The following is a 12,632-nucleotide window of genomic DNA, read 5'->3' as shown; positions in this document are numbered from 1 at the left end:
CGGCCCGCGTCCGCGCCCCGCGAACGCCGCGGCAAATGGTTCACGAAAATGGACGGGGTCGGCTACTTGTTTTGCGCCCCTTTGATCGTCGGCGTGCTTGCGTTCGCCATCTATCCGATGTTCGCCGCCTTATATTTAAGCTTTCACCAAACGGTCGGCAACCAGATGTCGGGGAAATGGGTAGGCGCGAACAACTACGCGTACGCGCTGCACGATCCGATTTTTTGGCAGGCGATTCGCAACACGCTGTTTATGGGCGTTTTCTCCGTCGCGCTCGGCATCGGATTGTCGTTCGTGCTCGCCACGCTCATCAACAGTCTGAAATGGAACTTCGGCAAAAACGTGTTCAAGGCGGTCTATTTTTTGCCGAACGTCGTCTCGGCCGTCGCGACCAGCCTGCTGTTTTCGTTTTTGTTTTATCCGTCCAAGGAAGGGCTGCTTAATTTTGTAATCGGTTTATTCGGCATCGAGCCTGTCGGCTGGTTCACGAATCCGTCCGTATCGCGGTTCAGCATCGTGCTGATGAGCCTGTGGGGAGCGCTCGGCTATAACACGATCATCTTTTTGGCCGGCTTGCAAAGCGTGCCGCGCGATTTGCACGAGGCGGCCGAGGTCGACGGAGCGAACGCGCTGCGCCGCTGGCTGCACGTGACGATCCCGTATTTGCGCCCGATCTTCGTCTTTATGCTCGTTATGGGAACGATCGGCAGCATGAAACGGTTCACGGACGTATGGCTGATCGGGGGGACGGCCGGCAACCCCGGCGGCAGCCTGATGACCGTCGTGCTGTACATTTACCGCAACGCGTTTTTGGCCGGCCAGATGGGACTCGCGACCGCGGCTTCCTATTTGCTGTTTTTGATGATTTTGGTGCTGACCGCCGTAATGATGCTGCTGAACCGGCGCAAAAACAGCATGGATTGAACGGGAAAAACAGCCTTACAAACAAGGAGGGATTCATGTGGCAGGAGCGGCGGCGGGCGCCCAGCCCGCATTCCGCGCGAAGCGGTCCTGGAGCCAAATCGTGTTGCTGCTTGTCCTGTTTCTCGGCTCCTTCGTCATGATCGTGCCGTTTCTGTGGATGCTCGTGACGAGCTTCGACTGGGGGGCGCGGATGAACATTACGTTCCCGCCCAAGTGGTGGCCGGAGGAACCGTCGATCCGCACGTACGAGGTCGCCTTTACGAACATTAAAATGATGCGCTATATCGGCAATTCGACGCTCGTCAGCGCCGGGGTCATCGTCGTCAGCTCGTTGTCCGCGCTGCTGTCCGGCTACGCCTTGTCCAAAATCCGGTTCAAGGGGGCCCCGCTCGTGCTGCTGCTCGCCTTGAGCACGATGATGATTCCGTTCGAAATGACGATGCTGCCGCAATATTTGCTGTTCAGCAAGCTCGGCCTGATCGACAGCTATTGGGCGTTTTATTTGCCCGCCCTCAATTACGCGTTCGGCACGTTTTTGGCCAAGGCGTTTTTCGACCAGCTGCCGTCGGCGCTCCGGGAAGCCGGCATCATCGACGGGGCCCGGGAGTTTACCGTCTTCAGCCAAATTTATTTGCCGCTGTGCACGCCGATTATCGCCACGATGGTGATTCTGCTGTTTCTCGGCGTTTGGAACGAAATGCTGTGGCCGCTGCTCGTGCTGAAATCGGCTTCGAAGTATACGATCCAGATCGGTCTCGCCATGTTCACCTACAACAACGGCATCAACCAGCAGCCGGCCATCATTATGGCGGCCACGGCGGTCAGCCTCGTCCCGATCGTCGTCATCTATTTGTTTTTGCAGCGTTACATTATCGAGAGCATTGCGCTTACCGGCATCAAGCAGTAATTCGGCGTTTGCCGGTATACCGGCATATTCGGAGAGGAGACGGATGCATGCCCATGAGAAACGCGATGATGGTATTGACGATCGTCTGTTTGCTGTTTACGACCATTGCCTGCTCGGGAGGGGGATCGCCCGACACGAACAGCGGGGACGTCGCGAAGGTGTCGGATATGAAGGCGACGGTCCGCGTGGCGCTCGCCGGCTGGAAGCTCGAGAACGGAATCGACGCCTTGACCGGCAACAAAACGACCGGGCTGAACGAATATTTAAAAGGAACGTTCAACAAAATGTATCCGAACATCAAGCTCGAGCTGTACGAAATTCCGTGGGAAAACGTGAAGGCGAAGCAATCGGCCATGCTGCTGTCGAAGGACGTGGACGTGCTGTACACCGGCGGCGCCTTCGCTTCGCAATGGTATCAGGAAGGGCTGCTGCGCGATCTCGACGATTTGATCAAGGTCGACACGTCGTTCAAGCCGGATATTTATTTGTCGGGACTGTTCAACAACTCGTACAGCACCCGGTCCCCCGACGGCACGAAGCAGTTCGGCATCCCGGCCGTGCTCGGGCGGCGGATGACCGTGTTCGATACGAAGCTGTTTCAGGACTGGGGCGTCGAGCCGTTGTCCGACAAACCGACGCCGCAGGAAGTGTTGGACAAAGCGAAAAAAATGACCGGCAAAAATCCGAAAACCGGCGAGCAAAACTACGGTCTGTACTGGAGCGGCAATTCGCTGAACGGCTCGACGTTCGTGGCTCTTACGCTCGCCTTCGGGGCGAAAGGCGCGGAAGGCAGCCTGAAGGACATTAAAGGAATCAAGTGGAAGCTGAACACGCCGGAAATGGTGAAGGTGATGGAGTGGCTGAAGGAAGCGGCCAAGCTGCCGCCGGCCGGCTTCGTCAACGCGCAGGGGGCGGAAAACTTCGGTCTCGCCAAAAACAACATCGCCATCGGCCTCGATCAGACCGGAGGCTCGACGATGAGCGAATTCCGCTCGAAGAAGGATAAGGCGCTGCTCGACCGGTTCGAGCCGAGAATGAACATCGGCCCGAAAGGCGAAGGCTGGGTCGCCGTCGATCCGTTCGTCATGGCGAAAGACGCGAAGGACCCGAAGGCGGCGTGGGAAGTGCTGAAGTTTTTGGCCGGCTACGAAACGCAAAAGTTTATGTACCAAAACTATTCGTATACGCCGACGCTCAAAAACGCCGACTTCGTCGACGCGAACGACAAATTCGTGAAGACGGCGCTGAAAATCGCGGAAGTCGGACATTCCGAGCTGATGGACGAAGCGAACCCGTTCTTCATGAGCGACATCGTGCCGGCCGTCAACGGATTTATAAGCAAAGCCGCTTCGGGCAGCGCGCCGGACATCCAAACGTTCCTGAACGACCTTCAGGCGCGCGCGGAGAAATGGTCGGCCAACTTGAAATAGATTTCCGAATACCGCGGCGAAATACGAAATCCGCTTGCCCTTCGCGGGGCCGGCGGATTTTTTTTGCCGGTTTCGCGAACCTGCCTCACAAACTCGGGAGGCTACGGGCACTGGCGCAAAACGTTTACGGGCCGCCTTCGAAGTCGTAATGCGGTCCCGAGATCGAATCGAGGCAGCGCGACTTCCCTTATAGATTGCCGCTTGTACGCCGTTTTTACACTGCCTTAACAAATTATTAATATTGTGAAAACATTCCGCCCCTATGATTGGAGGTAGAAACGAGGAGGGGGCACTTCATGCAGAAGACGATGCAAATGGATGCGGCCGCCCGGCAGGCGAAGCCGGACGGCGCCAGCCGCTGGACCCGGCGGCAAAAGTGGAAGGACGACGCGATGCGGATCGTATTCGTCGGCAGCTCGATTCTCGTCACGCTGATCATCTTCTCGATTATCGGCTTCGTCGGGTATCAAGGGTCGCTGACGTTCAAGGACGTGTCGCCGGCTCAATTTTTTTTGTCGACCGACTGGTCGCCGTCATCGGAGCAGCCGCGGTTCGGCGCGCTCGCGTTTTTGTACAGCACGATCGTGTTGACGGTGCTGTCCGTGGCGCTCGCGGTCCCGCTCGCGTTGTCGGGGGCCGTTTTTATGGCCAAAATCGCGCCGAAATGGATGCGCGAAATTCTTCGTCCGGCCGCCGACCTGTTCGTCGGCATCCCGTCCGTCGTATACGGGCTGATCGGCCTTACGATCATCGTGCCCGCGCTCGGGAAACTGTTCGGCGGGATCGGGTACGGCATTTTGCCGGCGGCGATCATCCTCGCGGTCATGATATTGCCGACGATCATGTCGATTTCCGAAGATACGCTGCGCGCCTTGCCGAAGCGGCTCGAGGAAGCGTCGATGGCGCTCGGCGCCACGCGCTGGCAGACGATTTGGCGGGTGCTTCTGCCGGCCGCCCGGTCGGGCATTATGACGGCGGTCATTCTCGGGATGGGGCGCGCGATCGGAGAGACGATGGCGGTGTTCATGGTCATCGGCAACTCGCCGAAAATTCCCGCCTCGCTGCTCGATTCGACGACCGTGCTGACGACGGCCATCGTGAAAGATATGGCCAATACGTTTTACGGAACAACTTGGAACAACGCGCTTTATTTGATGGCGCTGCTGCTGCTGGTCATCTCGCTGTCGCTCATTTTGGTCATCCGCGTCGTTTCGAAAAGGAGTGAGCTGAAATGAAGTGGAGCAAACTGACGAACCGGGTCGCGACCGTCTATTTTTGGGCGATCGGCATCGCGATCATCGCCATATTGGCCTGGTTTTTGTACCAAATTTTAAAGCCGGGCCTTCCGCACCTGTCCTGGAAGTTCATTACCGGGATGCCGCAGGAGCTGACGGCCGGCGGCGGCGTCGGCCCGCATTTGTTCAACTCGTTTTACATTTTGCTGCTGTCGATGCTGTTCTCCGCGCCGATCGGCATCGGAGCCGGCATTTATTTGACGATATACGCGAAAAAAAATAAATTCACCGATCTCGTGCGCGTTTCCGTCGAGGCGCTGTCGTCCGTTCCGTCGATCGTATTCGGCTTGTTCGGCGCGCTCATCTTCGTCAACTGGATGGGCTGGAAGTTTTCCATCCTCGGCGGCGCGGCGACGCTCGCCCTGCTCAATTTGCCGATACTCGTCCGCGTGACGGAAGAAGCGCTGAACGCCGTGCCGAGCTCGTACTGGTCGGCCAGCCTCGCTCTCGGCTCGACGAGATGGCAGGGCATCCGCCGCGTGCTCGTTCCCGCCGCCCTGCCCGGACTGATCACGGGCATCACGCTCGTGGCGGGCCGCGCGCTCGGGGAGACGGCCATCTTGATTTATACCGCCGGAACGTCGGTATCGCGGTTTTTCCCGGACTTCGATCCGATGGCGATGGGGGAAACGCTCGCGGTGCATCTATGGTACGTCGGCGGCAGCTCGCTCGCGCCGGACGCGAAGGAAATCGCGCAAGGAAGCGCGGCGCTGCTCGTGATCGTCGTGCTCATCTTCAACCTGCTCATCGCGATTCCGAGCCGCATGCTGCAGAAAAAGCTGTCGGGAGACAAATAACGGACGAGGGGGACCGGCTACATGTCGCTTATTCATATCGAGAACTTGAACTTGTACTACTCCGAATTCCACGCGCTGAAAAATATTCGCATGGACATTCAGGAAAAGTCGATCACCGCCTTCATCGGCCCTTCCGGCTGCGGCAAATCGACGCTGCTGCGCACGCTGAACCGGATGAACGATACGATCAAAGGGGTGCGCATCGAAGGCGAGGTGTCGATCGGCGGCGTCGACATTTACGAGTCGTCGGGCAACGTCGAAAGCTTGCGCAAAAACGTCGGCATGGTGTTCCAGCAGCCGAACCCGTTTCCGAAGTCGATCTACGACAACGTCGCCTACGGGCCGCGCATTCACGGCACGACGAAAAAGGCCGAGCTTGACGACATCGTCGAAAAAAGCCTCCGTTCCGCCGCGCTTTGGGACGAAGTGAAGGATTACTTGAAAAAGTCCGCCTACGGCTTGTCCGGCGGACAGCAGCAGCGTCTTTGCATCGCGCGGGCGCTCGCGGTCAATCCGCAAATTTTGCTGATGGACGAACCGACGTCGGCGCTCGATCCGATTTCGACGCTGAAAATCGAAGAGCTGATCCAGGAGCTGAAGGACAACTACACGATCGTCATCGTCACGCATAACATGCAGCAGGCGGCGCGCGTTTCGAACCAGACGGCGTTTTTCCTGAACGGCGAAGTGATCGAATTCGCCGATACGGTCAAGCTGTTTTCGAATCCGGAAGATCAGCGCACGGAAGATTACATTACCGGCAGATTCGGGTAAATGGGGGAACTGAAGCCAATGATGACCAAACGGCAGCATTTCGATTCGTCGCTGGGCGAGCTGCGCAAACAATTGATCGAGATGGGCGAACAAGTCGAACGCGCGATCGAGAAATCCGTCCGATCGCTGAAGGACGGCAATCTGGAGCTGGCGCGCGAGGTGATCGACCGGGATGCCGGCGTCAACGCGATGGAGGAGCAGATCGACGACATCGGCACGCGCCTCATCGCGACGCAGCAGCCGGTCGCGAAAGATTTGCGGCGCATCATTATCGCCTTCCGGATGGCGAGCGACCTCGAGCGGATGGCCGATCTGGCCGTCGACATCGCCAAGGTGACGCTCCGCATCGGCGGCGAGCCGCTGATCAAGCCGCTCGTCGACATTCCCCGGATGGCCGAAATCGCCCAGCGGATGACGCGCGACAGCATCGAGGCGTACGTGCAGGAAAACGTCGATCTCGCCTACAAGATGGCCAAAATGGACGACGACGTCGACCTGCTGCACAGCCAAATTTTGCGCGAGCTGTTCAGCTTTATGGTCGAAAATCCGAAGACGGTGAACCAGTCGCTGCTGCTTTGCTTCGTCAGCCGGTATTTGGAGCGGATGGCCGATCACGCGACGAATATCGGCGAGAGCGTGGTCTACCTGGTACGAGGAAAGCGTCCCGATCTGAACGCTTGATAACGGCAGGCAGCATACACGGGTGAGGGATGTTCATGCTCGATTGGAGCAAGCAGGAGCTCGATTTGATCGCGCGAAAAACGGAGGAGGGCCGCTGCGGGCTGGTCGTGCTCGACGCCGTCCGCCGCTCGGACGCGGAGGAGCCGGTCCGGACGCGGATCGAGGCGTCCGGACCGGCGGACGAGGCGATCGCCGCGTCCGCGCGGGCCGCCGCCTGCGCGAGCCTTGCGGAGTGGCCCGACGTCTTTTTGTTCAAAACGGTCGGCGACGATTTGTTCTTCCACCTGTTCATCGAGCCCGGCGTTCCCGACGCCGGGCTGTACGCGCGCGAGGTCGGCATGCAGATCAAGCTGCGGCTGGAGGGCTTCCTCGCGAACGAATTCGGGGCGGAGGCGCCGACGTTTTGGCTCGGCTGCGCGCTGCTTCCTCCCGCGGCGGCGGGGCAAACGGCGAAGCGCGTCTACGAAGCCGCGAAACGGGCGATACGCGAGGCGAAGAGCTCCCCTTCCCCGCGCGCGGGGGCGAAGGAGGCGAAGACGAGACGGTTTCACGCCATTATCGAGAGCCGGACGATCGACGCCGTCTACCAGCCGATCGTTTCGCTAGCGGACGGAACCGTTCTCGGCTACGAATCGCTCAGCCGCGGACCGCAGCATACCGAGTTCGCCTCGCCGGTCGAGCTGTTCAAGTTCGCCGAGGAGGAAGGAATGCTGTACACGCTCGACCGGCTCGCCCGGGAGAAGGCGATCGCCGGCTGCGGCGAGCTGAGCAGGGAGCAGCGCATCTTCATCAACATTCCCGCCCAGGTCATTCACGATCCGCACTTTACGCCGGGACGGACGCTGAAGCTGCTGGAACGGCGCGGCTTGTCGCCGCACAACGTCGTGTTCGAAATTACGGAGCGCAGCTCGATCGAAGATTTTTCCACCGCCAAACAAATATTGCGGCATTACCGCAGCCAAGGATACCAGATCGCCATCGACGACGCCGGCGCGGGCTATTCCTCGCTGCAGGCGATCGCCGAGCTTCACCCCGATTTCATCAAGGTCGACCGCTCGCTCATTCGAAACGTGCACAAGGATAAAATCAAGGAGCATATTCTCGAAACGTTCGTCGCCTTCGCCGACAAAATGAACATCCGCATTATCGCCGAAGGGATCGAGCGGAGCGAGGAGCTGCACAAGCTGCTGCAGATGGGGGTCCATTTCGGCCAAGGCTACCTGCTGGCCCGTCCGTCGCCGAAGCTGGAGAAGCCCGACGCGCGCCATGCGGAGCAGATCCGGCTTGCGCAGCGGCTGCGCGGCTCCGGCGGCTTCCCGCCGGTCGGCACGATCGCCGCCCCGTCCCGCCTGTTCGAGCCCGAAACGCTCATTTCCGAGGTCGTCCGTTTTTTCAAGGAAAACGAAAACGAGCCGGCCGCGGTCGTCGTTTCGGACGGCGTTCCGGCCGGACTCGTCATGCGCGAGAAGCTGTTTCAGCAGTTGGCCGGGCAGTACGGCGTTCCGCTCTATTGGAACCGGCCGATCGTTCGGCTGATGGACCCGAATCCGCTGACGGTGGACGAGCGCGTACCGCTCGATCAAGTGTCGCGGATGACGACGGCGCGTGAAGCGAACCATTTGTACGATTGCGTCGTCATTACGAGCGGCGAGCGGTTCAAAGGCGTCGCTTCGGTCCGCACCATCCTGGAATCGATCACGAAGGTGCGCATCGAGCACGCGCGCATCGCCAATCCGCTTACCGGGCTGCCGGGCAATTTGCGCATTCAGCGCGAGCTGAACCGGCGCATCGCGGAGGCGGGGCGTTTTTCGGTCATTTACGCCGATCTCGATTTTTTCAAATGGTTCAACGACCGGTACGGGTTTCAGAAAGGGGACGAGCTGATCCAGTTCACGGCGGGCGTCCTACTGGAATCGTGCCGCGAGCGGGGGGCGGACGACGATTTCGTCGGCCATATCGGCGGGGACGATTTTATCGTCATGTCGCGGTCGGACACGCCGCACGAGCTGTGCGAGGAGATGATCCGCCGCTTCGATGCGGGCGTGGCCGCCTTCACCGGCCCGGAGGAAGCGGTCGTCGTGTTCGATCGCGAAGGCAGCCCGGTCGATACGGATCGCGTCAACATTTCGCTCTCGCTGATCATATGCGAATGCAGCCCGCACCTTACCGCCGAATACATCTCGCACGCGGCCGCCAAGCTGAAAAAGCGGGCGAAAGCGCATCTCGGCAGCGTCTATTTTTACGAAACGGTCGGAGCAGCCGCAGATTCGCTGAACGGATAACCGCTCGTCACGAAAGCGGCTCGAACAGCTCCGTCAGCTCGCCGAAACCGGCCACGACCGGAATTTCAACGCTCCCGGCTTTGCGCCGGGAGCTTTTTCGCGCGCCGGCCCGGTTCAGCCATACCGCGTTCATGCCGCATTTCACCGCTCCCAGTATATCGTTTTTCCACGAGTCGCCGACCATGACCGCTTCCCCGGGACGAACGCCCGCGGCCGAAAGCGCCGACCGGAAAATGGCCGGGTTCGGCTTGCGGACCCCGCTCCGATTCGAGGCGACGACGAGATCGCCGGCGATGTAGTCGGCCAGACCCAGCCTGTTCATCACCCGCTCCTGCTGCTCCTTGCCGCCGTTCGTAATAATCCCGAGCCGATACGCGCCGGACAGCTTGGCGACCGCCTCGAGCGCGTTCGGAACGAGGACGGCGCGGTCGCGCATTTGACGCCGCATTTCCCGGAAAAACGAATGGACGAACGCGTCGTTTACGAGAAACGGATAACGCCGCAGCGCCGCCTCGAGACACTGCTTCTTCGCCCGTTCGAGCTCCTGCGGCTTGCCGGCAAGCCGCGGCGCGATGCCGTTCCACTGCGCTTTGTACGTCGCCAGCACGCTGCCGGGATCCCAGCCTTCTCCGTCGTTGTCCCAACGGCCGGCGAAATCGACCAGCACGTTCACGAAGCATGCGTCGAACGAAGCTTTCGGATCGACGAGCGTATTGTTCATATCGAAGAAGACCGCTTTCGTGTTGCGCGGAGTAAACGGTCGTTTCACGTTCCTTCGCCTCCAATCGTTTCCTCTATATGTATGCGTTCACGGGTTGTTCATATGTGGTTGCCGTTATGCTATGATGGGAGAAGGATTTCAGGAATGGGGTGTGCCATTTGGAGAAGTTGATCTTGATCGACGGCAACAGCATCGCCAGCCGGGCGTTTTACGCGCTCCCGCTGCTCAGCAATTCCAGCGGACTGCATACGAACGCCGTATTCGGATTTACGACGATGCTGCTCAAATTGATTGAGGAGGAGAAGCCGACGCATTTTCTGGTCGCTTTCGACGCGGGGAAAGCCACGTTCCGGCACGAAGGCTACAAAGAATACAAAGGCGGCCGGGCGAAAACTCCGCCGGAGCTGTCCGAGCAATTCCCGCTCATCCGCGAGCTCGTGCAGTCGTTCGGCATCAAGCAGTTCGAGCTGCCGGGCTACGAAGCGGACGACATTATCGGCACGCTCACCCGGCTCGCCGACGAGAAAGGGCTGGACGTCGTCGTCGTAAGCGGCGACAAGGACATGCTGCAGCTCGCATCCGACCGCGTAACGATCGCGCTCACGCGCAAAGGCGTCAGCGAGGTCGACCGGTTCACTCCGGAAGCGATTCGAGACAAATACGGGCTCGCCCCGAAGCAAATCATCGATTTGAAGGGCCTCATGGGCGACGCCTCCGACAATATACCGGGCATCCCGGGCGTAGGCGAGAAGACTGCGCTTAAATTTTTGCACCAGTACGGCACCGTGGAGGAAGTGCTCGCCAACGCGGACGAAATTTCCGGCAAAATTCAGGACAAAATCAAGGAGCACGCGGACGACGCGCGGATGTCCAAGGAGCTGGCGACGATTTTCCGCGACGTGCCGATCGAGATGAAGCTGGACGAGCTGCAGTACGACGGCTTCGACGGCCCGACGCTCGGGGCGATGTTCCGCAAGCTGGAGTTCAAATCGCTGCTCGACAAAATGGATTTGTTCGGCGGGGCGTCGTCCGAAGGCCGCGCGGACCGCGAAGCGATCGACGTCGAGATCGTAACGCGCGAGACGCTCGGCGGCCCGTTCGCGGACAAGCTGAAAGACGTCGAGGCGGTCCATATCGAAGTCGTCGGCGAAAACCCGCATATGGCCGACGTGATCGGCCTCGCGTTCCATACGAAGGACGGCGCCTCGCTGTTCGTCGCGTCCGAGCTGCTCGATACGCCCGAAGCGGGCGCTCTGCGCGACTTCCTCGCGGACGAGAACGCGGGCAAAATCGTCTACGACATGCACCGCGCGGAAGTGGCGCTCCACTGGCGGGGCATCGAGCTGCGCGGCGTCGATTTCGACGTGCTGATCGCCGCCTATTTGCTCGATCCGACCGAATCGACGCACACGCTGAGCGAGCTGGCCGGACGGTACGGCCTCCCGCCGCTCGAAGCGGACGAAGCCGTTTTCGGCAAAGGCGCGAAGTTCAAGCTGCCCGAAGCGGGGCCGCTCAGCGAGCATTTGGGCCGCAAGGCGGCGCTGCTTCATAAGCTGAAGCCGGTGCTGCGCGGCGAGCTGGAGAAGGGCGAAATGAACCGGCTTTATTACGAGCTCGAATTTCCGCTCGCCCGCGTCCTCGCTTCGATGGAGAAGCGCGGCGTCCGGGTGAACGCGGACGGCTTGAAGCAGCTCGGCGGCGAGCTCGGCAAAAGCATCGACCAGCTGGTCGAGGGCATTTACCGCGGAGCCGGCGTCGAATTCAACCTGAACTCGCCGAAGCAGCTCGGCGACATTTTGTTCGAGAAGCTCGGCCTGCCGGTCATCAAAAAAACGAAAACCGGCTATTCGACGGACGCCGAGGTGCTGGAGAAGCTGGCGCCGTATCACGAAGTCGTCTCCAGCATCTTGATTTACCGCCAGCTTGCGAAGCTGCAGTCCACCTACGTGGAAGGACTGCTGAAAGAAATTCGCGGCGAAACGGGCAAGGTGCATACGTACTACCAGCAGACGATCGCGGCGACGGGCCGGCTCAGCAGCCAGTTTCCGAACCTGCAAAACATTCCGATCCGGCTCGAGGAAGGGCGGAAAATCCGCAAAGTGTTCGTGCCGAGCGAGCCGGACTGGCTGATGCTCGCGGCCGACTATTCGCAGATCGAGCTGCGCGTGCTGGCGCACATATCCGGCGACGAGAAGATGAAGGAAGCGTTTTTCGGCGACATGGACATCCATACGAAGACGGCGATGGACGTGTTCGGCGTATCGGAGTCGGAGGTCGACGCGAACATGCGCCGCCAGGCGAAGGCGGTCAATTTCGGCATCGTGTACGGCATCAGCGACTACGGCTTGTCGCAAAACCTGAACATTACCCGCAAGGAAGCGGCGCAGTTTATCGAGCAATATTTCGCCGTGTTCCAGGGCGTTCGCCAATATATGGACGATATCGTAAAGCAGGCGCGGGCGAACGGGTACGTGACGACGCTGCTGCAGCGCCGCCGCTATTTGCCCGACATTAACGCGTCGAACTTCAATTTGCGCTCGTTCGCCGAACGGACGGCGATGAACTCCCCGATTCAGGGAACCGCCGCCGACATTATCAAAATGGCGATGGTGCAGATCGAGGAACGGATGAGACGGGACAAGCTGCGCAGCCGGATGCTGCTGCAGGTGCACGACGAACTCGTCTTCGAGGTGCCGAAGGACGAGCTCGAGACGATGAAGCGGCTCGTGCCGGAAGTGATGGAAAGCGCCCTGAAGCTCGACGTCCCGCTCAAGGTCGACGTCAGCTACGGCGACAACTGGTACGAAGCGAAGTAACGCAT

The 12,632-nt window shown here is 59.8% G+C and carries 10 protein-coding genes; 9 read left to right on the top strand and 1 reads right to left on the bottom strand.

Annotation, left to right across the window (positions count from 1 at the left end; translation table 11 throughout):
* The first annotated feature begins 48 nt into the window (after positions 1-48).
* From PV407_RS11435 to PV407_RS11400, 8 genes are all read left to right on the top strand, one after another.
* Positions 49-924 carry a carbohydrate ABC transporter permease gene (locus PV407_RS11435; protein WP_332090088.1) on the top strand — a complete coding sequence of 292 codons (876 nt, stop codon included), beginning with the start codon at positions 49-51 and terminating at the stop codon, positions 922-924.
* 97 nt (positions 925-1,021) lie between these two features.
* Complete coding sequence (locus tag PV407_RS11430; protein WP_442951647.1) at positions 1,022-1,831, top strand: carbohydrate ABC transporter permease; 810 nt, start codon at positions 1,022-1,024, stop codon at positions 1,829-1,831.
* Between the two features lie 53 nt (positions 1,832-1,884).
* The gene (locus tag PV407_RS11425; protein ID WP_332090087.1) at positions 1,885-3,261 is read left to right on the top strand and encodes an extracellular solute-binding protein; all 1,377 of its coding nucleotides are present in this window, start codon (positions 1,885-1,887) and stop codon (positions 3,259-3,261) included.
* Between the two features lie 296 nt (positions 3,262-3,557).
* A complete protein-coding gene (gene pstC / locus PV407_RS11420; protein WP_332090045.1) occupies positions 3,558-4,496 on the top strand; it encodes a phosphate ABC transporter permease subunit PstC in 939 nt (312 codons plus the stop codon).
* Positions 4,493-5,353: a phosphate ABC transporter permease PstA gene (gene pstA / locus PV407_RS11415; RefSeq protein ID WP_332090044.1), complete on the top strand. Its 861-nt coding sequence runs from the start codon at positions 4,493-4,495 to the stop codon at positions 5,351-5,353. Before pstC ends, pstA begins: the two co-directional genes overlap by 4 nt.
* A gap of 21 nt (positions 5,354-5,374) precedes the next feature.
* Positions 5,375-6,127, top strand: a complete 753-nt coding sequence (pstB, locus tag PV407_RS11410; protein ID WP_332090043.1) for a phosphate ABC transporter ATP-binding protein PstB — start codon at positions 5,375-5,377, stop codon at positions 6,125-6,127.
* A gap of 21 nt (positions 6,128-6,148) precedes the next feature.
* Positions 6,149-6,808 (top strand): phosphate signaling complex protein PhoU, encoded by a 660-nt coding sequence (phoU, locus tag PV407_RS11405; protein WP_332090086.1) that lies wholly within the window; start codon positions 6,149-6,151, stop codon positions 6,806-6,808.
* 35 nt (positions 6,809-6,843) lie between these two features.
* Positions 6,844-9,090 carry a bifunctional diguanylate cyclase/phosphodiesterase gene (locus PV407_RS11400; RefSeq protein WP_332090042.1) on the top strand — a complete coding sequence of 749 codons (2,247 nt, stop codon included), beginning with the start codon at positions 6,844-6,846 and terminating at the stop codon, positions 9,088-9,090.
* Positions 9,091-9,097: 7 nt separating this feature from the next.
* Here the strand turns inward: PV407_RS11400 and PV407_RS11395 are convergent, their stop codons facing one another.
* Positions 9,098-9,859, bottom strand: coding sequence for an HAD family hydrolase (locus PV407_RS11395; RefSeq protein WP_332090041.1), 762 nt, complete (start codon positions 9,857-9,859; stop codon positions 9,098-9,100).
* Between the two features lie 110 nt (positions 9,860-9,969).
* On the opposite strand from PV407_RS11395, the gene polA reads away from it, so the two are divergent.
* Positions 9,970-12,627 carry a DNA polymerase I gene (gene polA / locus PV407_RS11390; protein WP_332090040.1) on the top strand — a complete coding sequence of 886 codons (2,658 nt, stop codon included), beginning with the start codon at positions 9,970-9,972 and terminating at the stop codon, positions 12,625-12,627.
* Positions 12,628-12,632 lie beyond the last annotated feature (5 nt).

Origin of the sequence: Paenibacillus sp. GYB003 (genome assembly GCF_036577625.1) — a bacterium.
In the GTDB taxonomy this organism is placed as follows: Bacteria; Bacillota; Bacilli; order Paenibacillales; family NBRC-103111; genus Paenibacillus_AB.
Note: the sequence above shows the minus strand (reverse complement) of the source record. Positions and strands in the feature narration are given on the sequence as shown.

What these genes read in the sequence shown, in the direction of transcription:
- phoU (WP_332090086.1), top strand. Translation starts at nt 6,149, where the DNA reads ATGACCAAACGGCAGCATTTCGATTCGTCGCTGGGCGAGCTGCGCAAA.
- pstC (WP_332090045.1), top strand. Translation starts at nt 3,558, where the DNA reads ATGCAGAAGACGATGCAAATGGATGCGGCCGCCCGGCAGGCGAAGCCG.
- PV407_RS11435 (WP_332090088.1), top strand. Translation starts at nt 49, where the DNA reads ATGGACGGGGTCGGCTACTTGTTTTGCGCCCCTTTGATCGTCGGCGTG.
- PV407_RS11425 (WP_332090087.1), top strand. Translation starts at nt 1,885, where the DNA reads ATGAGAAACGCGATGATGGTATTGACGATCGTCTGTTTGCTGTTTACG.
- PV407_RS11400 (WP_332090042.1), top strand. Translation starts at nt 6,844, where the DNA reads ATGCTCGATTGGAGCAAGCAGGAGCTCGATTTGATCGCGCGAAAAACG.
- pstB (WP_332090043.1), top strand. Translation starts at nt 5,375, where the DNA reads ATGTCGCTTATTCATATCGAGAACTTGAACTTGTACTACTCCGAATTC.
- pstA (WP_332090044.1), top strand. Translation starts at nt 4,493, where the DNA reads ATGAAGTGGAGCAAACTGACGAACCGGGTCGCGACCGTCTATTTTTGG.